Source organism: Pseudomonas putida (genome assembly GCA_029953615.1).
Lineage (GTDB): Bacteria > Pseudomonadota > Gammaproteobacteria > Pseudomonadales > Pseudomonadaceae > Aquipseudomonas.
The window spans coordinates 1,772,604-1,796,460 of sequence record CP124529.1 but is presented as its reverse complement, the minus strand read 5'-3'; the positions used below and the strand labels follow the sequence as shown (position 1 = coordinate 1,796,460).

16 protein-coding genes and 2 pseudogenes are annotated in these 23,857 nt (G+C 62.5%); 15 read left to right on the top strand and 3 right to left on the bottom strand.

The window, feature by feature from the left end:
- Positions 1-41: 41 nt before the first annotated feature.
- Genes QIY50_08310 through QIY50_08300 form a run of 3 tightly spaced genes read left to right on the top strand, consistent with a single transcriptional unit; the run spans position 42 to position 2,930 of the window.
- Positions 42-1,022 (top strand): hypothetical protein, encoded by a 981-nt coding sequence (locus QIY50_08310; GenBank protein ID WGV22174.1) that lies wholly within the window; start codon positions 42-44, stop codon positions 1,020-1,022.
- 25 nt (positions 1,023-1,047) lie between these two features.
- Complete coding sequence (locus QIY50_08305) at positions 1,048-2,007, top strand: 2OG-Fe(II) oxygenase (protein WGV22173.1); 960 nt, start codon at positions 1,048-1,050, stop codon at positions 2,005-2,007.
- A gap of 2 nt (positions 2,008-2,009) precedes the next feature.
- Positions 2,010-2,930: an EamA family transporter gene (locus QIY50_08300; protein ID WGV22172.1), complete on the top strand. Its 921-nt coding sequence runs from the start codon at positions 2,010-2,012 to the stop codon at positions 2,928-2,930.
- An 18-nt stretch (positions 2,931-2,948) separates the two neighbouring features.
- Here the strand turns inward: QIY50_08300 and QIY50_08295 are convergent, their stop codons facing one another.
- A complete protein-coding gene (locus tag QIY50_08295; GenBank protein WGV22171.1) occupies positions 2,949-4,751 on the bottom strand; it encodes an acyl-CoA dehydrogenase in 1,803 nt (600 codons plus the stop codon).
- A gap of 186 nt (positions 4,752-4,937) precedes the next feature.
- Here QIY50_08295 and QIY50_08290 point away from each other — a divergent pair, with 186 nt between their 5' ends.
- Together QIY50_08290 and QIY50_08285 are read left to right on the top strand one after the other, a co-directional pair.
- Positions 4,938-5,252 (top strand): hypothetical protein, encoded by a 315-nt coding sequence (locus QIY50_08290; GenBank protein WGV22170.1) that lies wholly within the window; start codon positions 4,938-4,940, stop codon positions 5,250-5,252.
- A gap of 1,101 nt (positions 5,253-6,353) precedes the next feature.
- Positions 6,354-6,617, top strand: a complete 264-nt coding sequence (locus tag QIY50_08285) for a DUF3077 domain-containing protein (GenBank protein WGV22169.1) — start codon at positions 6,354-6,356, stop codon at positions 6,615-6,617.
- A 176-nt stretch (positions 6,618-6,793) separates the two neighbouring features.
- Here the strand turns inward: QIY50_08285 and putA are convergent, their stop codons facing one another.
- A complete protein-coding gene (putA, locus tag QIY50_08280) occupies positions 6,794-10,747 on the bottom strand; it encodes a trifunctional transcriptional regulator/proline dehydrogenase/L-glutamate gamma-semialdehyde dehydrogenase (protein ID WGV22168.1) in 3,954 nt (1,317 codons plus the stop codon).
- 357 nt (positions 10,748-11,104) lie between these two features.
- Between putA and putP the strand changes: the two are divergent.
- From putP to QIY50_08235, 9 genes and pseudogenes are all read left to right on the top strand, one after another.
- Positions 11,105-12,584, top strand: a pseudogene (gene putP / locus QIY50_08275) (sodium/proline symporter PutP).
- 185 nt (positions 12,585-12,769) lie between these two features.
- Positions 12,770-13,606: a 23S rRNA (adenine(2030)-N(6))-methyltransferase RlmJ gene (gene rlmJ / locus QIY50_08270; GenBank protein WGV22167.1), complete on the top strand. Its 837-nt coding sequence runs from the start codon at positions 12,770-12,772 to the stop codon at positions 13,604-13,606.
- Between the two features lie 220 nt (positions 13,607-13,826).
- Positions 13,827-15,584 (top strand): carbamoyltransferase, encoded by a 1,758-nt coding sequence (locus tag QIY50_08265; GenBank protein ID WGV22166.1) that lies wholly within the window; start codon positions 13,827-13,829, stop codon positions 15,582-15,584.
- Complete coding sequence (locus QIY50_08260; GenBank protein ID WGV22165.1) at positions 15,568-16,698, top strand: glycosyltransferase; 1,131 nt, start codon at positions 15,568-15,570, stop codon at positions 16,696-16,698. Before QIY50_08265 ends, QIY50_08260 begins: the two co-directional genes overlap by 17 nt.
- Positions 16,698-17,594, top strand: coding sequence for an antimicrobial resistance protein Mig-14 (locus QIY50_08255; protein ID WGV22164.1), 897 nt, complete (start codon positions 16,698-16,700; stop codon positions 17,592-17,594). The genes QIY50_08260 and QIY50_08255 overlap by 1 nt, the downstream gene beginning before the upstream one ends.
- Entirely contained in the window at positions 17,591-18,994 is a 1,404-nt protein-coding gene (locus tag QIY50_08250) for a PIG-L family deacetylase (GenBank protein ID WGV23017.1), read from the top strand. The genes QIY50_08255 and QIY50_08250 overlap by 4 nt, the downstream gene beginning before the upstream one ends.
- A 49-nt stretch (positions 18,995-19,043) precedes the next feature.
- Positions 19,044-20,000, top strand: coding sequence for a glycosyltransferase (locus QIY50_08245; GenBank protein ID WGV22163.1), 957 nt, complete (start codon positions 19,044-19,046; stop codon positions 19,998-20,000).
- Between the two features lie 66 nt (positions 20,001-20,066).
- Positions 20,067-20,841 (top strand): annotated as a pseudogene (locus QIY50_08240) (glycosyltransferase family 2 protein).
- A gap of 37 nt (positions 20,842-20,878) precedes the next feature.
- A complete protein-coding gene (locus tag QIY50_08235; GenBank protein ID WGV22162.1) occupies positions 20,879-21,970 on the top strand; it encodes a glycosyltransferase in 1,092 nt (363 codons plus the stop codon).
- Between the two features lie 2 nt (positions 21,971-21,972).
- Here QIY50_08235 and QIY50_08230 read toward each other — a convergent pair whose 3' ends face one another.
- Positions 21,973-22,578 (bottom strand): toluene tolerance protein, encoded by a 606-nt coding sequence (locus QIY50_08230; protein ID WGV22161.1) that lies wholly within the window; start codon positions 22,576-22,578, stop codon positions 21,973-21,975.
- Between the two features lie 100 nt (positions 22,579-22,678).
- On the opposite strand from QIY50_08230, the gene QIY50_08225 reads away from it, so the two are divergent.
- Entirely contained in the window at positions 22,679-23,854 is a 1,176-nt protein-coding gene (locus QIY50_08225; GenBank protein WGV22160.1) for an O-antigen ligase family protein, read from the top strand.
- The last annotated feature ends 3 nt before the right edge of the window (positions 23,855-23,857 follow it).

The following is a 23,857-nucleotide window of genomic DNA, read 5'->3' as shown; positions in this document are numbered from 1 at the left end:
CAAGGCATAGCTCCCCCCGAAATTGCAAAGGAATGATACGGATGAGCCTGAACGACTTCGTTGTAGATGCACTCGTGCGCACCCCCTCGTACCAGAATGCACGGCTATGGACTGTCGAGAACCATGAGAAGTATTCGACTCTGGCTCAGCCTGACGCCGGTCCGCACAGCGATCACCGCTTCAACCACGAGATATTTCTGCTGATGCGCGCCTTGAATGAACAGGGCGTGGGCCAGGACGGGCTTTGCGCTGACGGACAGGGTCAAGGTGCGCTCAAGAGTGTCATCGGCAATGTCGCCGAGCGATTGGCGGCACTGGGCAGTGGGCGCCGCGTGCACTATGTCGAGCTGGGCCCCGAGCCGATCAAGAGCGCCTGCTTGTTGAAGCGAATGGCCGAGACCTCCAGCTCCATCCGCTACACCGCTATCGACATCAACCAGACCTCGGAACCCGCGATGAGCGATGCGGTGCGTCCCATAGTGCAAAGGGATGGCAGTTTCAATTACATCGCTGCCGACTATCGCACCGTAACCCATGACGTTTTGCGTCACGACCAGGAGCTCACGCTGATCACCTTGCTTGGTTTCCAGGAGGGCAACGAGTTGCCAGTCAGTACGGGCAGGTTGATCCGCAGTCTTGCGGGTGACAGGACCTACATTCTTTCGGAAATGCAGGTATACGAGGAAGGGCTGGAACGGCCAATCCTTGAGTTCTACGCCAACCCCAACATGCTCCAGTTCTCCCAGGTGGTTGCGCTTCAGCAAGGCTTCACCCCGTCGGGGAAGCATGAAGCCATCCTCGTACCTTTGCGGATCCTCGACGAAACGGTCCATGTTGCCGTGACCCTGCAGCCTGTGCAGCGCCTGCAACAACATGGCTACCTGCTGACCAATATCTGCCTCAAATATACGCCCGAACAGTTCCGTCACATCAGGGCCCGGCACTGTAACTGCAGTGTGCTGGACGAATTTGCCAGCGGGGACGGCTCGGTGCGCTATCAAATCGCGAAGTACCTCCAGTAGCGGCCAAAACAGGGACAGTCCCATCATGAATCGCTCAGATACCTTACCGTTGTTCGAGCGCGGCGTCGGCCGCGTAAAGCTGGCGCTCAAGTCAACGTTGAAGCGCACTCCGCGACTTTCGTCGATCCGCCTGGGTGAACAGGTCGCCTGGCGGGACACGTTGCTCCGCCAGCAAGGGCCTGCCGTCACCGATACGCGAACACTCGGGGAACTGGGCTACAGCCACAGTCCGCACGCAAAAATTGCAGCGGATACCATCACCGGTGTGGCGGTGGTCCATCGGTTGTTCACTGCCGAGGGAGTTGCGGCCTTGCAAGACATCTGTGGCCGCCTGGAGAAGGGCGCAGGTGACAGTGACTGGATAATTTCCCGGCGCACACGTGGGGTGACGGCGCTGTCATCGTTCATCCACGACATGATGTGCAGCCGCTCATTCCTGTTGGCCGTCTCGCGTATTGCCGGGGTGCCGCTGGTGCCTTACCCCATGCTCAACGCCCGCTCGCAGATCAACTATTACTACCCCAAGCCGGTCGAGCAACAGCAACAACTGGGCATGTGGCATACGGACGGCACCAATTATGTGCTGAACATCGTGCTGTCGGGCGCCAACGACTATAGCGGCGGCGAGTTCGTGTTCCACAACGGTACCGTCGATACCTTTGATGCCCTGGATTATCGTACCTTTGAAACCGCACGCCTGGATGCGCCAGGCGATGCCTTGTTCATCTATGGCAGTCGATTGTTCCACGGTGTTCGCCCGGTGCTGGGCGGGAGACGCATGTCACTGGTGTTGTCCTTCCATTGCCCTTACTTCAATGACGATTCCAACAGTTTCTGGCACCTCGCCTCCGATGATGGCATTCCCGCGACCATCCCCAACTGGCTGCGGTTACGCTGGGCCCTGCACCGCTCGGCGGCCCGACACTATGCACGTCTAGGCATCGAGCCGATCACGTTCCAGGAATTGCATCAAACAGGGGCGTGAATATGCCAAGCAGTGCGCCTTACCTGATCCTGCTGCAAGCCATCTTTGTCCTTTCCTGGAGTTCGGGCTTCATTGGCGCCCGGCTAGGCACGGAGGACGCGGGTGCGATAAACCTGCTGTTCTGGCGTTTTTTGCTGGTCTGCATCTGCCTGCTGCCCTTTGTCTTGCACCGGCTGCATTTACTGTCATGGGCGCAAATACGTTACAACGCCGTGATCGGATTTCTGGCCCAGTTTGCTTACCTGGTCAGCGTCTACATCGCCATCCGCGGCGGCCTGCCTGCCGGGATTGCTGCCATCATTTGCGCCTTGCAGCCATTGATCACGGCATCGATGAGCAGCAGAGGCCACGGTGAACGCAGTGGCCGTCAGGAGTGGCTGGGCCTTGTGCTTGGGTTTGCCGGTGTCAGCGTAGTCATTCTGGGAGAGTACAGCCTGTCGACGGCGCAGCTTGGCCTCTGGTTGTACGCTCTGCCGCTGATCGCTGCCATCACGTTGTCGATCGCCACGCTGTACCAGCGACGGCAATCGGTTCTGGAGACAGACCACAGCAAGGACGGTTTGCTGATGCCGCTGTTTCTGCAATCGACCGCGACGCTGGTGCTGCTCACTGCTACAGGCTTGCCGTTGGGCTTGATCGAGGTGCCTGTCAGCAGCCAGGCCTGGGTGGCTGTCGCCTGGCTGACACTGTTCTCGACGTTCATCGCCTATTTGAGCCTGTGGATGTTGCTGACCAAGCTGACGGCGACCCGCGTGTCGGTGCTGGTCTATCTGGAACCACCCGTGACCTTGTTATGGGCTGCGTTGATGTTCGGCGACGCGATCCATTGGACAACCTACCTGGGCATTGCGGTAGTCGCCGCAGGAATAGCTATTGCTCGCAACCCCCGCAGTTCGGCATCGCCCGCCAAGTGTGCCCAGTAATGCAGGTGCAGGCGCGGTCTAGTACCACGCGTCTTGCATGGCGAGGCAGGTGTCGTCGCGCGCCTCGAGCAAGGCCAGCTCATTATGGCAGCCCGGTACTTCCCAGATCAGGAAATAACGTGCGGCCTGCAGCTTGCCAAGGTAGAAGTCGCGGTCGGCGGGGGTGCCCTTGAGCAGGCCGAGTTCGGCGTGAATCGCCTGCTCCAGCCAGCGCCAGCCAATTACACAGTGGCCGAAAGCCTTGAGGTACAGGGCGGAGTTGGCAAGGGCGCCGGCGACTTTGCCTTGGGCCAGGTCACTCAGCAAGGCCAGGGTCACTCCTTGCAGTCGGTTGACCAGTTGCTCCAGCGGGTGGCGCAGCGGGTCGAGGTTCGGATGCTGGCTGGCGCGCTCGCCGGTGGCGGCGATCAGGCGAATCAGCTGCTTGAGCCCGGCGCCATTGTTCTGCGCCAGCTTGCGGCCGAGCAGGTCGAGCGACTGGATGCCCTCGGTGCCTTCGTGGATCGGGTTCAGGCGGTTGTCGCGGTAGTACTGCTCTACCGGGTATTCGCGGGTGTAGCCGTGGCCGCCGAGGATCTGGATCGCAAGTTCGTTGGCCTTGAGGCAAAAGGCCGAGGGCCAGGACTTGACGATCGGTGTCAGCAGATCGAGCAGTTCCTGCGCCTGTTTGCGGGTGCTTTCATCGCTGGCGGTCTGGGTGTCGTCGAACAGGCGTGCGGCATACAGGCCGAGGTCGAAGGCGCCTTCGACATAGGCTTTCTGCGCCAGCAGCATGCGTTTCACATCGCTGTGCTCGATGATTGGCACCGCCGGGCTGTGCGGGTCTTTGTTGTCCGGCAACCGACCCTGTGGCCGCTGGCGGGCGTATTCCAGTGAATACAGGTAGCCCGCGTAGCCGAGCATCACTGCACCCATGCCAACGCCGATGCGTGCCTCGTTCATCATCTGGAACATGCAGGCCAGGCCCTGGTGCGGCTGGCCGACCAGGTAGCCGACGCACTGGCCGTTGTCGCCGAAGTTCAGCGCGGTGGAGGTGGTGCCGCGCCAGCCCATCTTGTGGAACAGCCCGGCCAGCAGCACATCGTTGCGCGGGCCGCGGCTGCCATTTTCGTTGACCAGGTACTTGGGCACGATGAACAGCGAAATGCCTTTAACCCCGGGCGGTGCGTCTGGCAGCTTGGCCAGGACCATGTGCACGATGTTTTCCGACAGTTCGTGGTCGCCGCCGGAGATAAAGATCTTGTTGCCCTTGAGCCGGTAGCTGCCGTCACCGGCAGGTTCGGCTCGGGTGCGGATATCGGCCAATGACGAGCCAGCGTGGGGTTCGGTCAGGGCCATGGTGCCGAAGTAGCGGCCCTCGATCATCGGCTGCAGGAACAGGCGCTTCTGTTCTTCAGTGCCGAAGCTTTCGATCAGGTTGGCCGCACCCATGGTCAGGAACGGGTAGGCCGTGGTGCCGGCGTTGGCGGCCTGAAAGTGGGCGAAGCAGGCTTGCGAGACCAGGCTTGGCAGCTGCATGCCACCGACTTCGAAGTCGCGGTTGGCGTTGAGGAAGCCGGCTTCGAGGAAGGCATCGACTGCGGGTTTTACCTCGGGGATCAGCTCGGCGCGACCGTCGACGTAGCGCGGCTCGTTTTCGTCAGCCTTGCGGTTGTGCGGGGCGAAGAACCTTTCGGCGATGGTGCGCGCGGTGGTCAGGGCCGCATCGAAGGTTTCGCGGCTGTGCTCGGCGAAGCGTGGGCGCTGGGTGAGAGCTTCGGCGTCGAGGACTTCGTAGAGCTCGAAGGCGAGGTTGCGGGGGCTGAGCAGGGTCTCGGGCATGGTCGCGGTCCTGAGGCGGGATGCTGGGAGTGTAGGAGGGCGGCGGGGTGGGGGACAGGTTAATAGGTTTGGGTGATATGGGTTGTGAAAGTGTAATGAGACCTGCGGTTTGGCATCCGTACAGGTGTTGCTTTCCATGAAAGATTTTCTGCGATGAGTGGTCCGGGCAAGTGGAAGTTAACATCCATGCGTGTTAATAAACTTGCTTCGAGTGCTGCCTTTGTTGCGAATTTCCTGACATCAAGAGGAGATGAGGGGCGAGTCTTCTTGTCGTCAGGGAAAGATTTTGCGAATACGACCAGAACAGTTACGCAGGAATGGGTGCCGCTTGATGAAGATGAGCGGGATTTTTCGCCATCTTCCGCAATCCACAGATATGGAATGGAACGTAAAATAACGCAAATTTATGTGGAGGCTGATGATGCCTGGGATGTGTCGGGAGCCTCATGGCATTGGCGACCAATAATCGCAAATGAAGAATATGAGTTAAAAGATAAATGAACTGGGGCATCGGTTTGATAAGGTCAATGCGTTTGGTCGGTTTGTTTTGGGGGGGTATGGATGCTTTTTACATTTCTTTCGTTGTGGTCAGTAGCCTGAATAGAGGTGTGATCCCCTTTGTGAGTGATTTCAATTCCGCCCTTGCAAACATGGAGCAGTGGGGGGGAGGGCTTGAGTTCATGGTGTGGATGGGGCTGATTGTCCAGGTATCCCTTGTTGCCAGTAGCATATTACTTTGTATGGGGAGAAGATCCGGGTGTTATCTGGCTTTCGTTCAATTTCCATTTCGTGTCTTGTTTATAGTTCCGTCGATTTCTTTGTTTCTATTATTGCCAGACACCAGTACGTGGGTTTGGTTGAGCCTTTTCGCAGCTTCTGAAGGGGCTAAAATCCTGAGCCTTTGGTGGCTCTGGCGAAGGCTCGGATGAGCGAGGGCATCAACGGTACTTGCTTAGGTTCCTTCTATATCTGTGCGACCGAGCGGCGCTCGGTCACGCAGGCACGCTGCAAAGGGCGAGGTGAAACTTGCCAGCCCTACCGCATTTCAGTCAGCAACCCGGCAGTTTTTTAGGTTTTTGCCTATTCCATGTAGTCCATTTCCCAAACATACTCCCAACCCCCTTCTAGCCATTGCGGTGCTCTGGGTAGGGCCATAGTCTCGGGTGGTCGCTGCGAAATCAGTGACCGGCTTTGACAGGCCGACCAGGTCAAACCGCATGGCTTTGCCTTTATGGCAGCTGTGCGTGGGGCACTTCGTGTGCGCCGGGTTTTGGTTTGCCTACCGGTCTGTCAACCCATGTACAGCTGCCACCCTCTTGTTTGACAGCAGGTGTGTGGTGGCCATCATTACCAGGTGAACCATGATGCTGAAGAATGTCCCCGATCCACCCCACGATACCCTTTTCTGTGAAGACAGCCCGAAGCCGGGGCAGATGCCTGCTGTAAGGCTTTGTTGATATGTCGTCTGAACGGGCCCTTTCGCGGGCATGCCCGCTCCCACAGGTACGGTGCAAGTCTTGATGCCTGTGGTGATCCTGTGGGAGCGGGCGCGCCCGCGAAGAGGCCGGCCCAGGCAGTCAAGAATTATCAGGGGATTGAACAATGACAACAGAAGACACCCAATTCACCGTCGGCAAGACCACGTTCTATCAGGGTGAAAACGGCACCCACCCGCTGTTCCGCATCGAGCCTGGCATCCCGTGCAGGGATGCGCGCGAGCAGTCTTCGGAGTTGATGGGGTATGTGCGAGAGCTGACCATAACCGGGCTGATGGATGAGAAGCCGATGATGATCTGGGCTGCGCACTACCTGAGTGCGATGGCCAAGGCGCTGATGGATGATGCTGAGTTGGGGATGAAGCAGTGAGGGGTTGGCTTCAGGTTGCATGAAGGCTGCCAGGTGTATGCCGAGAGTTTTGCAGCGCCTATGAGATCGAGCGCCGCGCGGGCGGCGCTCGATCTCATAGGCGCAAAACATCTCAAGACATGCGCCCATAAAAAAGGAGAGCCGAAGCTCTCCCTTTTCTTCAACAACCCTCAGCCTCAGCCAATGGTCATCAAGCTGGCATTACCGCCGGCAGCCGCAGTGTTCACACTCACTGCCCGCTCGATCACCAGGCGCTCCAGCGCAATCTGATGATCCCCGCTGGACAGCCCGTGCACGCCGACGATCGCCCCGGCACGCTTGGCCACCTGCTGGCACACGCCGCGCAGTTGGTCCGAGTCGCCGTGGTGGATCACGGCGTCGAACGCCACTTCATCCTTGTTCCAGTCCGCTACCAGCTTGACCTTGGCCTGCAGCTCACGCGGCAGGCGGGCACGCAAGGCCTTGCCCGGCTCGCCGTCAGCCCATACCGCCGAGCTGCCAACCGCCAGCACTGCGGCGAACTGCGCCAGCAGATCGGCCTCGTTGTCGGCCAGGCACAGCACGTGCTCGCGCGGCAGGATGGTGTAGCTGTTGCGCTCGCCGGTCGGGCCCGGCAGCAGGCGGGCGATGCCGCTTTGCGACTGGCTGGCGAACTGGCTGCACAGCGCGGCCAGGTCGGCCAGCTGGTTGCTCTCGGCCCAGGCCTTCAGGCCGTGCAGCGGCTTGATCAGCTGTTCGTGCAGGGCGCGGTCAGGCTTGCCTTCGCCGTCCTGCTGCTGGAAGTGGCGGCCAATCGCGTCGGCCGGGCGGGTCGACAGCAGGCGGTACAGATACAGCGGGCCGCCGGCTTTCGGGCCGGTGCCGGACAGGCCTTCACCGCCGAACGGCTGCACGCCCACCACCGCACCGACGATGTTGCGGTTGACGTACATGTTGCCGGCATTGGCGGTTTCCACCACCTTGGCGATGGTCTCGTCGATGCGGGTGTGCACGCCGAGGGTCAGGCCATAGCCGGAATTGTTGATCTGCTCGATCAGCTGGTCCAGGTTGCGGCGGTTGTAGCGCACCACGTGCAGCACCGGGCCGAAGATTTCACGCTTGAGCTCGTCGAAGCTTTCCAGCTCGATCAGGGTCGGCATGACGAAGGTGCCACGCTTGATCTCGGCAGCATCGGCAATCGCCACCTGATAGACCGAGCGACCTTTCTCACGCATGCCCTGGATGTGCTTCTCGATACCGGCCTTGGCTTCGGCGTCGATCACCGGGCCAATGTCCACGGCCAGGCGGTCCGGGCAGCCCAGGCGGCTTTCGGCCATGGCGCCCTTGAGCATTTCGATCACGCGGTCGGCGGAGTCTTCCTGCAGGCACAGCACGCGCAGGGCCGAGCAACGCTGGCCGGCGCTGTCGAAGGCCGAGGACACTACATCGATCACCACCTGCTCGGTCAGTGCCGAGGAGTCGACGATCATCGCGTTCTGGCCGCCGGTTTCGGCGATCAGCGGGATCGGGCGGCCCTGGTTGTCCAGGCGACCGGCGACGTTGCGCTGCAGCAGGCGGGCCACTTCGGTGGAACCGGTGAACATTACGCCTTTGACGCGCTCGTCACCGACCAGGCCGGCACCGACGGTTTCACCGCGGCCTGGCAGCAACTGCAGCACGCCTTCCGGAATACCGGCTTCCAGCAGCAGGCGAACGGCCTGGGCCGCGATCAGCGGGGTTTGCTCGGCGGGCTTGGCCAGTACCGGGTTGCCGGCGGCGAGCGCTGCGGCCACCTGGCCGGTGAAGATCGCCAGCGGGAAGTTCCACGGGCTGATGCACACTACAGGGCCCAGTGGGCGGTGGGCGTCGTTGCTGAAGTCGTTGCGCGCCTGTACCGCGTAGTAGCGCAGGAAGTCCACGGCTTCACGTACTTCGGCGATGGCGTTGGCGAAGGTCTTGCCGGCTTCGCGGATCAGCAGACCCATCAGCGGCTGGATTTCGGCCTCCATCAGGTCGGCGGTGCGCTCCAGAATGGCAGCACGTTCGGCCGGCGGGGTGGCCTGCCAGATCGGTGCGGCATTCAGTGCGCACTGGATGGCATTTTCGACGTCGACGACAGTGGCTTCCTGCACATGGCCGACCACGTCGCGGTGATCTGCCGGGTTCAGCACGGCTGCGGCGACGCCTTCGCTGGCGGCGCAGGCCAGCAACGGGGCGGCTTTCCAGTCGTTGTGGGCGGTGGCCAGCATGGCGCAGGACAGCGACGCCAGACGGTGTTCGTTGGCCATGTCGATGCCGGCCGAGTTGGCCCGCTCGCTGCCATACAGGTCACGCGGCAGCGGGATGCGTGGGTGCGGCAGGCCGATACTGCCTTCCTGGGTGCCCATGCGCTCGATGCTGGCGACCGGGTCGGCAACCAGTTCCTGGATGGAGATCGAGTGGTCGGCGATGCGGTTGACGAACGAGGTGTTGGCGCCGTTTTCCAGCAGGCGACGCACCAGGTAGGCCAGCAGCGTTTCGTGGGTGCCGACCGGTGCATAGACGCGGCACGGGCGGTTCAGCTTGCCTTCGGAAATCTTGCCGACCACTTGCTCGTACAGCGGCTCGCCCATGCCGTGCAGGCACTGGAACTCGTACTGGCCCGGGTAATAGTTCTGACCGGCAATGTGGTAGATGGCCGACAGGGTGTGGGCGTTGTGGGTGGCGAACTGCGGGTAGATGGCTTCTGGCACGGCCAGCAGCTTGCGGGCGCAGGCGACGTAGGACACGTCGGTGTACACCTTGCGGGTGTAGACCGGGTAGCCTTCCAGGCCTTCGACCTGGGCGCGCTTGATTTCGCTGTCCCAGTAGGCGCCTTTCACCAGGCGGATCATCAGGCGGTGGCGGCTGCGCTTGGCCAGGTCGATGACGTAGTCGATCACGTACGGGCAGCGCTTCTGGTAGGCCTGGATGACGAAGCCGATGCCGTTCCAGCCGGCCAGCGACGGCTCGAAGCACAGGCGCTCGAGCAGGTCGAGCGACAGCTCCAGGCGGTCGGCTTCTTCAGCGTCGATGTTCAGGCCGATGTCGTATTGCTTGGCCAGCAGGGTCAGCGACAGCAGGCGCGGGTACAGCTCTTCCATCACGCGCTCGTATTGGGCGCGGCTGTAGCGCGGGTGCAATGCCGACAGCTTGATCGAGATGCCCGGGCCTTCATAGATGCCACGGCCATGGGAGGCCTTGCCGATCGAGTGGATGGCCTGCTCGTAGGACGCCAGGTACTTCTGTGCGTCGTGCTCGGTCAGTGCGGCTTCGCCGAGCATGTCGTAGGAATAGCGGAAGCCCTTGGACTCGAAGCGGCTGGCGTTGGCCAGGGCTTCGGCAATGGTTTCGCCGGTGACGAACTGCTCGCCCATCAGGCGCATGGCCATGTCGACACCCTTGCGGATCATCGGCTCGCCACTCTTGCCGATGATGCGGGTGAGCGAGGAGGTGAGGCCGGATTCGTTATGGGTAGACACTAGCTTGCCGGTCAGCAGCAGGCCCCAGGTGGCGGCGTTGACGAACAGCGACGGACTGTTGCCCAGGTGCGGCTGCCAGTTGCCGGTGCTGATCTTGTCGCGGATCAGCGCATCACGGGTGCCCTTGTCGGGGATGCGCAGCAGGGCTTCGGCCAGGCACATCAGCGCCACGCCTTCCTGGGACGACAGCGAGAACTCCTGCAGCAGGCCCTGGACGATGCCGGCACGACCGCCAGCGCTCTTCTGGTTACGCAGTTTTTCGGCGATACCGGCGGCCATCTTGTTGGTCGCTTCGGCCAGCGGGGCGCTCAGGCGCGCCTGCTCCAGCAGCATCGGCACCACTTCCTGCTCGGGGCGTCGGTAGGCGGCGGTGATCGCCGAGCGCAATACCGACTGTGGCAGGATGCTCTCGGCGAATTCGAGGAAGCACTGGTGGCTGTGGTCGGGTTGAACCTCACCGGCGTCGTCGGCCAGGTTGCTGGCATGGCCGTTGAGTTCGGTCAGGGTGGCACCACCCTCGAGCTTCTCCAGGTAGTTGAAGATCGCTTGCTTGATCAACCAGTGCGGCGTGCGGTCAATGGACTGCGCTGCTGCCTTGAGTCGCTCACGGGTCGGGTCATCGAGTTTGACCCCAAGGGTGGTCGTCGCCATTTCTTATCCTCGTTATTGCCACGGTTGTGGCCTAAGCTGGCGCCAAGAGTAGCTGTAGGACAATTCGGGTGCAACCAGGTGCAACCCTAATTTTCGATGAAAAAGGTGCAACTCGTCAGCTGCTCGGTTGTGCACGCTAATAAGGCGTGTTTTCGGTGCGTTTTATTCTGAAAAAGGCCCTCATTGCTCCCAAAAGGAGCAAGAAACGGGCTTTATCGGAAAATGCGCTGGAAGGTGCAACTTGCAGGTGAAAAATGGTTGCACCCGCTTCGCGTTGTTGCATAGCATTCGCCGCCTGGGTGCAACCGCCATGGGTGCGGTTGTGCATGAGATAAAAACAAACGCCAGGGCACACATATGGGCAACCCACTAACGATCACGTTCGTGATCTACATCGCGGCAATGGTGCTGATCGGCTTCGCGGCCTATCGCTCCACCAAGAACCTTTCTGACTACATCCTCGGCGGTCGCAGTCTGGGTAGCGTGGTTACCGCGCTCTCCGCCGGTGCTTCCGACATGAGCGGTTGGCTGCTGATGGGCCTGCCGGGCGCCATCTACTTCGCCGGTTTGTCCGAAGCCTGGATTGCCATCGGCCTGACCGTCGGCGCTTACCTGAACTGGCTGTTCGTTGCTGGCCGCCTGCGCGTGCAGACCGAGCACAACGGCGATGCACTGACCCTGCCGGACTACTTCTCCAGCCGTTTCGAAGACCACAGCGGCCTGCTGCGGGATCATTTCGGCCATCGTGATTCTGGTGTTCTTCACCATCTATTGCGCTTCCGGCATCGTCGCCGGTGCCCGTCTGTTCGAAAGCACCTTTGGCATGTCCTACGAAACCGCCCTGTGGGCCGGCGCGGCGGCGACCATTGCCTACACCTTCATTGGTGGCTTCCTGGCGGTGAGCTGGACCGATACCGTGCAGGCATCGCTGATGATCTTCGCGCTGATCCTCACCCCGGTGATCGTGCTGATCTCCACCGGCGGCTTCGATCAGACCTTCGCCGCTATCGAGGTGGTGAATCCGGCTCACTTCGACATGTTCAAGGGCGCGACCTTCATCGGCATCATTTCGCTGATGGGTTGGGGTCTGGGCTACTTCGGTCAGCCGCACATCCTGGCGCGGTTCATGGCCGCCGACTCGGTGAAGTCGATCGCCAAAGCTCGTCGCATCTCCATGACCTGGATGATCCTGTGCCTGGTCGGCACCTGCGCCGTGGGCTTCTTCGGCATCGCCTACTTCTCGGCGCACCCTGAGCTGGCGGGGCCGGTCACCGAGAACCACGAGCGTGTGTTCATCGAGCTGGCCAAGATCCTGTTCAACCCGTGGGTCGCTGGTGTGCTGCTGTCGGCCATCCTGGCGGCGGTGATGAGCACCCTGAGCTGCCAGCTGCTGGTGTGCTCCAGCGCCCTGACCGAGGACTTCTACAAGGCCTTCCTGCGCAAGAACGCTTCGCAGGTCGAGCTGGTGTGGGTCGGTCGCCTGATGGTGCTGGCCGTGGCCCTGATCGCCATCGCCATGGCCGCCAACCCGGAAAACCGCGTACTGGGCCTGGTGGCCTACGCCTGGGCTGGTTTCGGTGCCGCATTTGGCCCGGTGGTGCTGATTTCGGTGCTGTGGAAGGGCATGACCCGTAACGGCGCGCTGGCCGGTATCGTGGTCGGTGCGCTGACCGTGATCCTGTGGAAGAACTTCGATACCCTCGGGTTGTACGAAATCATCCCGGGCTTCCTGTTCGCCAGCATCGCCATCCTCGTGGTGAGCAAGCTGGGCAGCCCTTCGAAGGCGATGGTGCAGCGCTTCGAGACTGCTGATGCGGCGTATCACGCTGACAAGTAACACCGGCTGATTTGGTGTTGCCTTCTTCGCGGGCTTGCCCGCTCCCACAGGTGCTCCACAGGGTCTGAGATCTGTGCAGGCCCTGTGGGAGCGGGCGAGCCCGCGAAGAAGCCGCCGCCGATCAGCAGCCAGGCCTGACTCCGCCTGCAAGGCAAGGTAAACTTGCCGCCTTCGCAGGAGTTGCCATGAACTATCGTCACGCCTTCCACGCCGGCAACCACGCCGACGTCCTCAAACACATCGTGCTGACCCGCCTCATCGCCCTGATGTCGCGCAAGGAACAGCCGTTCGCCTACATCGATACCCACGCAGGGCTTGGCCTGTACGACCTGCAAGGTGACCAGGCAACCCGCACCGGCGAGTACCTGGAAGGTGTCGCCCGGCTGTGGAATCGCGATGACCTGCCGGCTATGGCCGACGACTATCTGCGTATCATCAAGCGTCTGAACGCCGACGGCGAGCTGCGCTACTACCCCGGTTCGCCCGAGTTGGCCCGCCGCCTGATGCGCCAGCAGGACCGCGCCCTGCTCAACGAAAAGCACCCCGAAGACGGGCCGCTGCTCAAAGAGAACATGAAAAAAGACCCGCGCGTGACTGTGCACCTGGGTGAAGGCTGGCATGTGCCGCGGGCCTTGCTGCCGGTGCAGGAAAAACGCGCGATCATGCTCATCGACCCGCCGTTCGAGCAGGCTGACGAACTCAAGCGCTGCACCACTGCCATGAAAGAGGCAATCGGTCGTATGCGCCAGACTGTCGCGGCCATCTGGTATCCGATCAAGGACCAGCGTTCGCTGACCCGCTTCTACCAGGACCTGACCAGCACCGGCGCGCCAAAACTGCTGCGGGTCGAGCTGTATGTGCACCACCAGGACAGCCCCCAAGGGCTCAACGGTTCAGGCCTGGCCATCGCCAACCCGCCGTGGGGGCTGGAAGAAGAGCTCAAGGTGCTGCTGCCATGGCTGGCCAAGGAGCTGGCGCAGACCGCCGGCAGCTACCGCATGGACTGGCTGATCGCTGAATAATATTGGTTGTCTGTACCGGCCTCATCGCCGGCAAGCCAGCTCCCAAAGGTACACCATCGCCCTTGAGGCCTGCGCCGTACCTGTGGGAGCTGGCTTGCCGGCGATGAGGCCGGTACAGGTTGCCGCGTTGCGCACATGTTTGCGTTATAATCCCGCCCTTTAGCCGCCACCCGCCCAAGAGGCCGCTGGCGCATTTCTACCGAATGAAGAGGCTAATCCCTTGGCATTGACGATTCTTGGCCTGTCCGGCGCCCTTAGCCATGACCCTTCCGCGGCCTTGTACATTGACGGCAAGCTGATTGCCGCCGCCGAAGAAGAGCGCTTCGTGCGTGACAAGCATGCGAAGAACCGCATGCCCTACGAGTCGGCGAAGTTCTGCCTGGAACAGGCAGGCATCAAGCCATCCGACGTCGACGTGGTAGCCATCCCGTTCGCCCCGATCAGCCTGTTCGGCAAGGCGCGCTGGCACTATGCCAAGCGCTACTGGTACGCCCCGGACCGCGCCCTTGACGCCATCCTGATGGGCAACCGTCGCTACAAGCGCTATCGCAAGAAGATCGTCTGGTGCCTGGAGCAGCTGGGCTTCGACCCGAAAAAGGTCAAGATCGAGCCGGTCGAGCACCACCTGGCTCACGCCTCCAGTGCCTACCACTGCTCGGGTTTCAAGGAAAAAACCGCAATCCTCGGCATTGATGGTAAAGGCGAATACGCCACCACCTTCTTTGGCTACGGCGAAAACGGCAAGATCCACAAGATCAAGGAATTCTTCGACCCGGACTCGCTGGGTGGCCTGTATGGCGCAATCACCGAGTTCCTCGGCTTCGAGATGCTCGATGGCGAGTTCAAGGTCATGGGCATGGCGCCATATGGCGACGCCAGCAAGTACGACTTCTCGCGCCTGGCCAGCTTCGAAAACGGCGAACTGGTGATCAACACCGAATACGCCAACGTCATCGGCCTGCGCCGCTATAAAGAGAAGGGCAAGGGCTTCTACTTCTCGCCGAAGCTGATCGAATGGCTGGGCCCCAAGCGCGAAGGCGACATCGCCGACGAGCCGTACATCCATTACGCGGCCAGCATGCAGGCGCTGTTCGAAAAAATCGCCCTGCAGATGATCGACCACTACCTGGGCGACACCCTGCGTGAGACCGGCAAACTGGCCTTTGCCGGCGGTTGCGCGCTGAACGTCAAGCTCAACCAGAAGATCATTGCCCGCCCAGACCTGAAAGAGCTGTTCGTCCAGCCGGCTTCCGGTGACGCCGGTACCGCCGTTGGGGCTGCCGCCTACGTTTCCCACGCCCGTGGCGTGCCGGTCGAGAAGATGGAACACGTCTACCTCGGCCCGTCGTACTCCAACGAGGACGTGATCGCCGCCTGCGCCCGTCACCCGAACGCGCCGAAGTGGCGCAAGCTCGACGACATGCCGCAACGCATCGCCAGGATCATGGTCGACGGCAACCCGGTGGCCTGGTTCCAGGGCCGCATGGAGTTCGGCCCGCGCGCCTTGGGTGGCCGTTCGATCATCGGTTGCCCGAGCGTGCCGGGCGTAGCCGACCGCATCAACGAACAAATCAAGTTCCGCGAGCGCTGGAGACCCTTCTGCCCGTCGATGCTCGACACCGTTGCCCCGCAAATGATCAAGGTCGACCACCCGGCGCCGTTCATGACCTTCACCTTCGAAGTGGCTGAAGAGTGGAAGACCCGGGTGCCGGAAGTGGTTCACGAGGACGGCACTTCGCGTGCCCAGGTGCTCAAGCGCGAGTACAACCCGCGCTATTACGACATGATGAAGGCGCTGGAAGACCTGACCGGCAACGGCGTGTCGCTGAACACCTCGCTGAACCGTCGTGGTGAACCGATGATCTGCTCGCCGACCGACGCCCTGAACATGTTCTTCGGCTCGGACCTGCAGTACCTGATCATGGAAGACATCCTGGTTGTGAAGGACGGCGCGGCCCCGTATGACCAGCCGCTCTGAACCGCGCATCCTGCAGTTCTGCCATGGCTATGACGGGCCGTTCCTGGACTGTGCCCGTCAGTACGCCAGCCTGTTCCAGGGGCGTGGCTACCAGGTCACCACGGTGTTTCTCACCGGCGCCGCCGACCCGCAGGTAGCGGCAGGCTGCGCGTCGGACGAGGTGCTGTTCCTGGAGTTCAGCTCCAAGGCCGTGCGCGGCCTGAAGCTCGGCGCCATCCGTGCATTGCGGCGGATCGCGGCCGAGCGCGATTTCGCTTTCTGTATTGCCCACCGCTTCAAGCCGATCTACGTGGCGCTGCTGGGTACCGGCTTGCCGGTGATCGGTGTGCACCATGCTTTCGGTGACTACCAGCGCAAGGGGCGGCGCCTTTTCGCCAACCTGTTCAGCAAACGCCTGAGCTTGCTGGGCGTGTCGGACGCAGTACGCGACGACATGCGCCGCTGTCTGCCACAGTGGCCGGCAGAGCGTATCCAGACCCTGTACAACCGCATCGACATCGACGCCCTGCAAGCGGCCCTGGTGCCACGCGCCGAGGCCCGTAAGGCCTTGGGCCTGGATGCGCAGGCATGGATTGTCGGTAACGTTGGGCGCCTGCATCCGGACAAGGACCAGGCCACCCTGCTGCGGGGCTTTGCCGAAGCGTTACCGGGGCTGCCGGCCGGCGCCCGCCTGGCGATCCTCGGCAAGGGCCGCCTGGAAGCCAGGCTCAAGGCCCAGGCCGCCGAGCTGGGCATTGCCGGGCAAGTGGACTTCCTTGGCCAGGTGCCGGATGCGCGCCGTTACTTCCAGGCGTTTGACGTGTTCGCCCTGAGCTCCGACCATGAGCCGTTCGGCATGGTCCTGCTCGAGGCCATGGTCGCTGGTGTGCCGGTACTGGCCACGGCCTGTGGCGGTGCTCGCGAAGTGGTCGAGGGTGTTGGCGTTCTGTTCCCGCTGGGTGATGCCGGGCAGCTGGCCCAGGGCCTGAAGCACATGGCGGTGCTCGATGGGCAGCAGCGCCAGGCCTGTGCCGAGCATATGCTGCAGCGCCTGCGTGAACGCTTCTCCGACCAGGCGGTGCGCGAAGCCTTCTGGCAGCTGCCGCAGGTCCGTGCGCTGGTGGGGCAGGCCTGATGCTCAACCGTATCCAGGCCTTCCGCGAGCGCGGTTGGCAAGTCATCGACGCCAAGGCCTACGCCGAGGCATGGGCCCGCTTTGGCGGTAGTGTCGCCACCCATCCGCTGGTAGTCGAGCAGTTGGCGGACCTGGCGCAGATCCCGGTGCGTTACCTGGGCTGGCACCAGGCCGGCGAGCTGAAGGCTGCCATCCCTGCCTGGGGGCGCCACCTGGCGCTGTCCAAGGACGTGCTCAAGCGTGCTGGCAAAAAGGCCCTGTTCGACTTGGGCAATGCCGAAATCATCCTGCCGGCGGCGGCCGATACCGCCGCGCCGTTGCGCCACAGCGCACGCTATCTGTCCGAGCTGAATCAAGGCCGCTTCAGTGGCCTCAAGGCGCAGAAGGAACAGCTGGCCATGGCTCGGGCACATGAGGACCTGTCGAAGAAGTTCCGCTACAACCAGCGCCGTGAGTTGCGCCTGCTGGAAGAGGCGGGCGGCGTAGTGCGGCCGATCAGCGACTTCAGCGCGCAGGAAATTGCCAGCATGTACTGTGACCTGTTCCAGCGCCGCTGGGGCTTCCCGGCCACCGGTGCCGAACGCATGGCCGAGGTGCTGGAGCGCCTGCGCGAGCTGCTGATCGGCTCGGTGCTGCTGCTGGACGACAAGCCGATTGCCATCCAGCTGGTGTACCGCGTCGAAGCGCCGGAATGGATCAGCGTCGAGTACATCAATGGGGGGGTCGACCCTGAAACCAAGTCCTTCAGCCCCGGCAGCGTGCTGAGCTTCCTCAATACCCAGGCCGCCTGGGAAGATGCCCGTGCGCGCAACAAGCCGTTGCGGTTCTCCTTCGGTCGTGCCGACCGCGAGTACAAGGATCGCTGGTGCAACCCCGTACCGGTGTATCAGGCGTGAGCCGCAAGCAGCAGTTGCTCAAGCGCCACCGGCGTAACAAGCGCCTGGGCCTGCTGGCGGGCCTGGTCGCGTTGCTGGCCGTCGGTGTGTTCAGCTGGTGGTGGTTGCCACTGCTGCTGTTGCCGCTGCTGTGGGCGGCCCATGAAGCCTGGTTTGCCGACCACCTGTTCTACGCGCCAGGCGAGGACTACGCCTACGACTTCGGTGAGCAGACGCAGGAGGCCCTTGCCAGCCTGAACGGCGACCTGCTCAAGACTGACTGCGCATTGCAGGGCAACGAAACCCTGATCCTCGAGCTGCGGGTAAAAAGCCGCTGGCTGGGGCGCTTCCTTGACCCGCAGGTCGAGCTGGTGGCGGGTGAACAGACCGACCGGCAAACCTTCGAGCGCGGCGTCGATGGCGTGCGCTTCCTCAACTTGACCGGCCTCGCCGCACCGCTGCAGGCTGGCACGCTGCGCCTGCGTGGCCGGCATTGTCGGCTGGCGGGCCAGCCGCGCCTGTGGATAACCCCTGGGGTTGAGCTGCAACGGCGCCGAGTGATGGTGATCGCGCCGCATGCCGATGACGCCGAGCTGGCCGCCTATGGCCTTTATAGCCGAGCCGACGAAACCTGGGTGGTGACCCTGACCGCCGGTGAAATCGAGGCCGAACACTATCAGCAGATGGGTTTGGCAAGGGCCGAGGCCGCGCGTCTGAAGGGCCGCCTGCGGGCCTGGGACAGTATTGCCGTGCCACGCTGGGCCGGTGTAGCCGAATCGCGTTGCGTGCAGCTGGGCTACTTCTGCCTGCAATTGCCTGCCATGCAGGCTGCGCCAGGCCAGCCGGCCGCCTCCCGCGAGGCCGATCTCGCCGACATCCGTCTGTTCCGCCAGTACAACCCGTTCCCGCTGCCGGCCGACGGCGATGGCGCGCCGACCTGGCACAACCTGCTGGCCGACCTGCGGGCATTGCTGGAAATGGCCAGGCCAGAAGTGCTGGTGATGCCGCACCCGCAGCTCGACCCACACCCCGATCACATCTGTGCCCAGGCCGCGGTACTGGAAGCCCTGCAAGGCCTGGCCTGGCAGCCACAAACCCTGCTGTGCTACGCCAACCACCTGCATGACAACGACCGCTGGCCGATGGGCGACAGTGGAGATGGCGTGGCCTTGCCGCCGCAACTGAGCGCTGCCCAGGCCTGGGCACCCTGCAGCCTTGTACTGGACCTGGCGACCCAGCGCGACAAGGCCATGGCCCTGGGCATGATGCACGACCTGCAACCGCCGGCGCCGTTCAAGCGCCGCCTGCGCCGCCTGTTGCAACGCTGGCTGGCCGGGCGGCGGCCGTCGCCTTACGGCGAGAACGAATTCTTCCGCAAGGCCGTGCGCCGACATGAACTGTTCTGGCGGCGTGAGCTGTAGCCGCGCCGCCATGGTTGACCGCGATGGCGCCGAGCGCCCAAGGAACCCAATGAAAGTCCTATTTCTGGTGCAGAAGGAACAGCGGGCGATTCTCGACCGCCTGTACGATGGCGTCGCGGCCAATTGCGAGTGCGACCTGCGCTGGCTGACCAGCGAAGACCAGCGCAATCTGCGCCGCTATTTCAAGCGTGAGGTGCAGGTCGAGCGTTACGACCGCATCGTGTTCTTCCTGCGTTTCAAGCAGGAAATCCGTCAGGCGGCGTTCATCCGCACCGTGCCGAACCTGGTCATCCTGGAGCACGATGCCTATCAGAACTACATCCCGTGCAAGTACACCGGCAAGTTCAGCGCCCATTACCGCAAGCTGCCCTGGGCGCGGGTGATCAGCTCCGGCTACATGGTCAGCGAGCGCCTGCGTCAGGAAGGTTTCGACGCCGTATTCGTGCCCAAGGGCTACGACGAGCAGTTGCTGGCCGACCAAGGCCGTGAGCGCGACATCGAACTGGCCTTCGTCGGCAGCACCAACAGCGTGGCCTACAGCGGCCGCAAGGCGTTGCTGGACGAGCTGGGCCGGGTCGAGAACCTGGTGGTGACCCGTACCAAATCGGGTGAAGACTACTGCAACACGCTCAACCGGATCCGCTTCTTCGTCAGTGCCGACGTCGGCATGGGCGAATACATGATCAAGAACTTCGAAGCCATGGCCTGCGGCTGTGTGTTGCTGGCGTATGACCAGGGCGAGCAGGAAAACCGCGCACTGGGCCTGCAGGACATGCACAACGTGGTGTTCTATGACAGCATCCCCACCCTTCAGGAAAAACTCCGCCGCTTGCGTTCGGATCCTGAACTGGCCCGGCAGATTGCAGAAAATGGTCGCCATCTGGCGGTTTCCCGTTTCAGTTTCGCGGCAGTTGGACGTAGCATCGTCGACCACATGCGCCCGGCACTCAGGCCCCACCCACCGTTGTCTGCATGGCAGCGGCTGCGCCTGAAGCTGGGCATCTAACATAAGAACTTTCGCGCCTACGGAACAGGTGCCGAAAGTCGATAGTCGCAAGGCGGAGGGAGTCCGGTGCGCTTTTCAGGTGAGAGTGACATCACGCTTGTCGTGACCAGTTGTGGGCGGTTCGATCTGCTCAGAGATACCCTTGAGAGTTTCGATCGCTACAATACCGCGCCCATTCGCGAAGTGTTCATCACCGAAGATTCCGGTGACGATGCCGTGCATGCCGCTGTGCCTGAGCATTGGAAACCGCACTGCAAGGTGTTCGTCAACCGGCCCAAGCTGGGCCAGTTGCCGTCTATCGACCTGGCCTACAGCCACGTCAAGACACCCTACATCTTCCACTGCGAGGACGACTGGCACTTCTATCGCCAGGGCTTCGTCGAGGACTCCCGGGCCATCCTGGAGGTCAGCCCCGACCTGTTGCAGGTCTGGCTGCGCAGCCATGCCCATGACCTGGCCATCCACAGCCCGTACATTTCACCTGGGCGATCGCCAGGTGATCGCCGGGGTGCCTTGCTACCCGCTGCTGTCCGACAAGGCCGAGTGGCAGGCGTTTTCGCTCAACCCCGGGCTGCGTCGTTTGAGCGATTACCAGCGTTGCGCGCCATTTGCCGCCTATGCTGGAGAGAAGGCACTTTCCCGACGCTACGCTGAGTTGAACCTGACAGCGGTCACCCTGGAGGGGGATGCAGTCTTGCATACAGGATTTGGTAATCACGTGACCTTGCCCATCGAAGTGGAGCGCAAGGCCAAACGTCGTAAGCGTGATCGGATGAAGTTGGCATTGACGCTGGTGGCGGGTGCCGTGATTGGCATGGGAATCACCCTTTTTGTTCAATGAAGTCGCTGCCCCACCTGGCATGAGCGGGAGAGGGCCCATGAACATCGTCAATATGATGTGGGCGGGTGGAACGCCGTACATGTCCATCCACAAGGTGCATCGGCAGGTGCTGTCGCACGCGGGGGCCGATGCCCGGATCAGCAACTGGCTGCTGCTGGGTAGCGGGCTCTGCTGTGGGCTTGGTTCGACTCGCGAGTGGCACATGCCGTCACGGGCGCTGAAAGGGCGGCACTTCTGGCGGCTGTTGCGCCCATGGTTGCGCATGCGCTTGCGCAAGGCACTTTACGAGGCCCAGGCTGAAGTCGTGCTGCTCGACGGCGTCGGTGTGGCGCGGCTGGTGTTGCCGCTGTTGGAGCGGGTTCCGCAGGTGCGTGCCAAGGTGCTGTTCCACGGCAAGACGCGTCTGAGCGCCAGTGATGTTCGCCTGCTGCGCATGTTCCCGGCCGAGCGGCTGAGCATTGCCGCCGTTTCGCAGACACTGGCCGCGTCCATCGAACACGAACTGGGCAGGCCGGTGCAGACTCTGCGCATGGCCCTTGACCCGCTGGCGTTCGCCGAGCCGTTGTTGAGCCGTGAGGCGGCCAGGCAGGCCCTGCAGTTGCCCCAGGTAAATGGGGTGATGCTGGGCGCGGTCGGGCGGCTGGTGGAGAGCAAGGGCTTCGAGATGCTGATCGAGGCGTTCGCCAAAGCCAGTGCGCGGCAGCCGGGTTTGCAATTGGCGATCATCGGCGAAGGCCCCCTGCGTGCGGTATTGCAGGCCCGTATCGACGCGCTGGGCCTGGCCGGGCGTGTTCACCTGAGCGGTCATCGCGACGACCTGCAGCAGTTGTACCGGGCATTCGACTGGCTATTGGTGCCTTCGCGCTCCGAAGGCCTGGGGCTGGTGGTGCAGGAAGCGGTCATGGCCGACGTGCCCGTGGTGTGCAGCGACCTGCAGGTGTTCCGCGAGCAGTTGCAGGACACCGGTGGCTACCTGCCCGTTGCCAATGAAAATGCCTGGGCCGAGGCGATGGTGCGTTGCGCGGCGCTCAGTGGCCCGGCGGTAGCCGCCCGGCAGCGCCAGGCGCTGGCTCCGGAGCAGGCCTGGCAGGCGTTCTGCAGCGGCTCGCAGAGCCTGCTGCGCAACTGACCTCAGCGTGCCAGCAGGGCGGCCTCGAAGGCAGCCAGGGGGAATCGGTCGCCCAGGTTCTCCCGTTCGATATAACGCACCATGTGCTGCACATTGCGCCGGATCATGCGCGCCGACAGCGGCGGGCGCAGGAAGCGCATGTCGGCCACGTCAATCAGGCCCAGCTGCTGGTCGGGGGTGACCACCACATTGCCCAGGTGCAGCGAGCGGAAGTACACGCCACTGCGGTGCAGCTGGCGGATCAGCTCGATGAGGCGCGGCAGGTAGGTGTCCCAGCTGAAACCCTCTTCGCGCGACATCTGCAGCAAGGTGCGCCCCGGCAGCGGGCGGTACAGTACGGCGGTGCGGCCTGGCACATCGAGCTTGTGCTGGCTGATCACGTTCAGGGTCGGGATGCCCAGTTGCGCAAGGCGCGCGGCATTGTCGACGAAGCGCTGCGAGTACGGACGCAGCAGTGCAGATGAAATCAGTCTTTTCCTACGGAAAACCTTAAGGAAATTACCATCCGCGAGCAGGTAGACTTTGGCACCATGGCTGTCTGCCTCAAGCACCTGTGCACCTTGTGTCAGCTGATCGAAGTCGACCTGGGGTAGCCGGGAGCATTGCATGAATAAAGCCTTGTCGTCGGGCGAACAGAATGACCGGCAATAATGCCGAAAATTATGCTGTAGCACCATTGGATGGTGTGTTTGATTCATCGGGGGAAAGATGTTGTATGAAAAAAACTGGGCGCGAGCCTGGTTGGGGTTTGGTCTGGTCTGGTTCCTGGCAGCGATTGCCCTGGCACCGAGCAACAAGGTCTATCAACAGGGCCTTGTGCTGTTCCTGTGGCTGCCGACGCTGGTAATGGCGTGGTCCGCGAGGCACGTCATCATGCAAGCCTGGCGGCGTCAGCCGGCCTTGTGGGTGAGTGTACTGCTGCTGTTGGCATGGAGCGGGCTCAGCCTGTTCTGGTCGGCCGCGCAAGAGCCGGGGCGCGAGGCCAAGCGCCTGCTCTACATCCTGGTGTTCCTGCTGGCGTTCCCGCTGCTGGCCCAGCTTGGCCTGGCCCGCATTCGTCAACTGCTGCTGGCCGGTAGCGTCTTGCTGGCCGTTGCCGCGCTGGTCTCGATCATCCATTTCTACGGCGTGCTGGGCATGCCGTTGGTCGCCCGCCTGCAGGGCATCGGCGAGATATCTCACCCGATCCTGGGCGCCTACGTCATCGGTGCAGCCGTGCTCTTCCTGCTTTACGAGCCGCCTCGGCAACGTGGCCTGCAGTTGTTGTGGCTGGCAGCGCTGGCGTGCCTGGGGGTGTTTGCCATGCTCAGCCAGAGCCGTGGCGCGGTCCTGGCCCTGGTGCTCACGGTGATCATGGCGCCGCTGTGGTTCCGCGACCGCCACAGCCGGGTGTTCGCCATGCTGGCGGCGATTGCCACCGGCCTGGCCTTCTATCTCGTGTACGACCTGATCGCCCAGCGCGGTTCGTCCTACCGGCCGGAAATCTTCCATGCCGTGGTCGACATGATCGCCGCGCATCCCTGGACCGGGCTTGGCCTGGGGACTGCATACGACGTGAGTGCAGTGGGCAAGCACTTCGACCATACCCACAACATGTTCACCCACATAGCAGTGGAGATGGGCCTTCCGGGCATGCTGCTGTGGGTCATGGTGTGGCTGTACACCCTGGGCGAAATCATCCGCGCACGCGGCACGCTGTTCGGCAAGATCCTGCTCGGCTTCTGGGTGTACTCGACCCTGGCCATGCAGTTCGATGCCGCCAGCCTCACCGGTACGCCACGTGCCGAATGGTTCATCAGCTGGCTGCCGGTCGGCCTGGCCATGTTGCTGCCATGGGGACGTGCCGAAGATGGCGCCTGTGGTAAAATTTCCGGTTCAACCTGAACA

Excerpts from the sequence above, each read along its gene's own strand:
- QIY50_08310 (WGV22174.1), top strand. The coding sequence starts at position 42 with ATGAGCCTGAACGACTTCGTTGTAGATGCACTCGTGCGCACCCCCTCG.
- QIY50_08305 (WGV22173.1), top strand. The coding sequence starts at position 1,048 with ATGAATCGCTCAGATACCTTACCGTTGTTCGAGCGCGGCGTCGGCCGC.
- QIY50_08300 (WGV22172.1), top strand. The coding sequence starts at position 2,010 with ATGCCAAGCAGTGCGCCTTACCTGATCCTGCTGCAAGCCATCTTTGTC.
- QIY50_08295 (WGV22171.1), bottom strand. The coding sequence starts at position 4,751 with ATGCCCGAGACCCTGCTCAGCCCCCGCAACCTCGCCTTCGAGCTCTAC.
- QIY50_08290 (WGV22170.1), top strand. The coding sequence starts at position 4,938 with ATGCGTGTTAATAAACTTGCTTCGAGTGCTGCCTTTGTTGCGAATTTC.
- QIY50_08285 (WGV22169.1), top strand. The coding sequence starts at position 6,354 with ATGACAACAGAAGACACCCAATTCACCGTCGGCAAGACCACGTTCTAT.
- putA (WGV22168.1), bottom strand. The coding sequence starts at position 10,747 with ATGGCGACGACCACCCTTGGGGTCAAACTCGATGACCCGACCCGTGAG.
- rlmJ (WGV22167.1), top strand. The coding sequence starts at position 12,770 with ATGAACTATCGTCACGCCTTCCACGCCGGCAACCACGCCGACGTCCTC.
- QIY50_08260 (WGV22165.1), top strand. The coding sequence starts at position 15,568 with ATGACCAGCCGCTCTGAACCGCGCATCCTGCAGTTCTGCCATGGCTAT.
- QIY50_08255 (WGV22164.1), top strand. The coding sequence starts at position 16,698 with ATGCTCAACCGTATCCAGGCCTTCCGCGAGCGCGGTTGGCAAGTCATC.
- QIY50_08245 (WGV22163.1), top strand. The coding sequence starts at position 19,044 with ATGAAAGTCCTATTTCTGGTGCAGAAGGAACAGCGGGCGATTCTCGAC.
- QIY50_08235 (WGV22162.1), top strand. The coding sequence starts at position 20,879 with ATGAACATCGTCAATATGATGTGGGCGGGTGGAACGCCGTACATGTCC.
- QIY50_08230 (WGV22161.1), bottom strand. The coding sequence starts at position 22,578 with ATGCAATGCTCCCGGCTACCCCAGGTCGACTTCGATCAGCTGACACAA.
- QIY50_08225 (WGV22160.1), top strand. The coding sequence starts at position 22,679 with ATGTTGTATGAAAAAAACTGGGCGCGAGCCTGGTTGGGGTTTGGTCTG.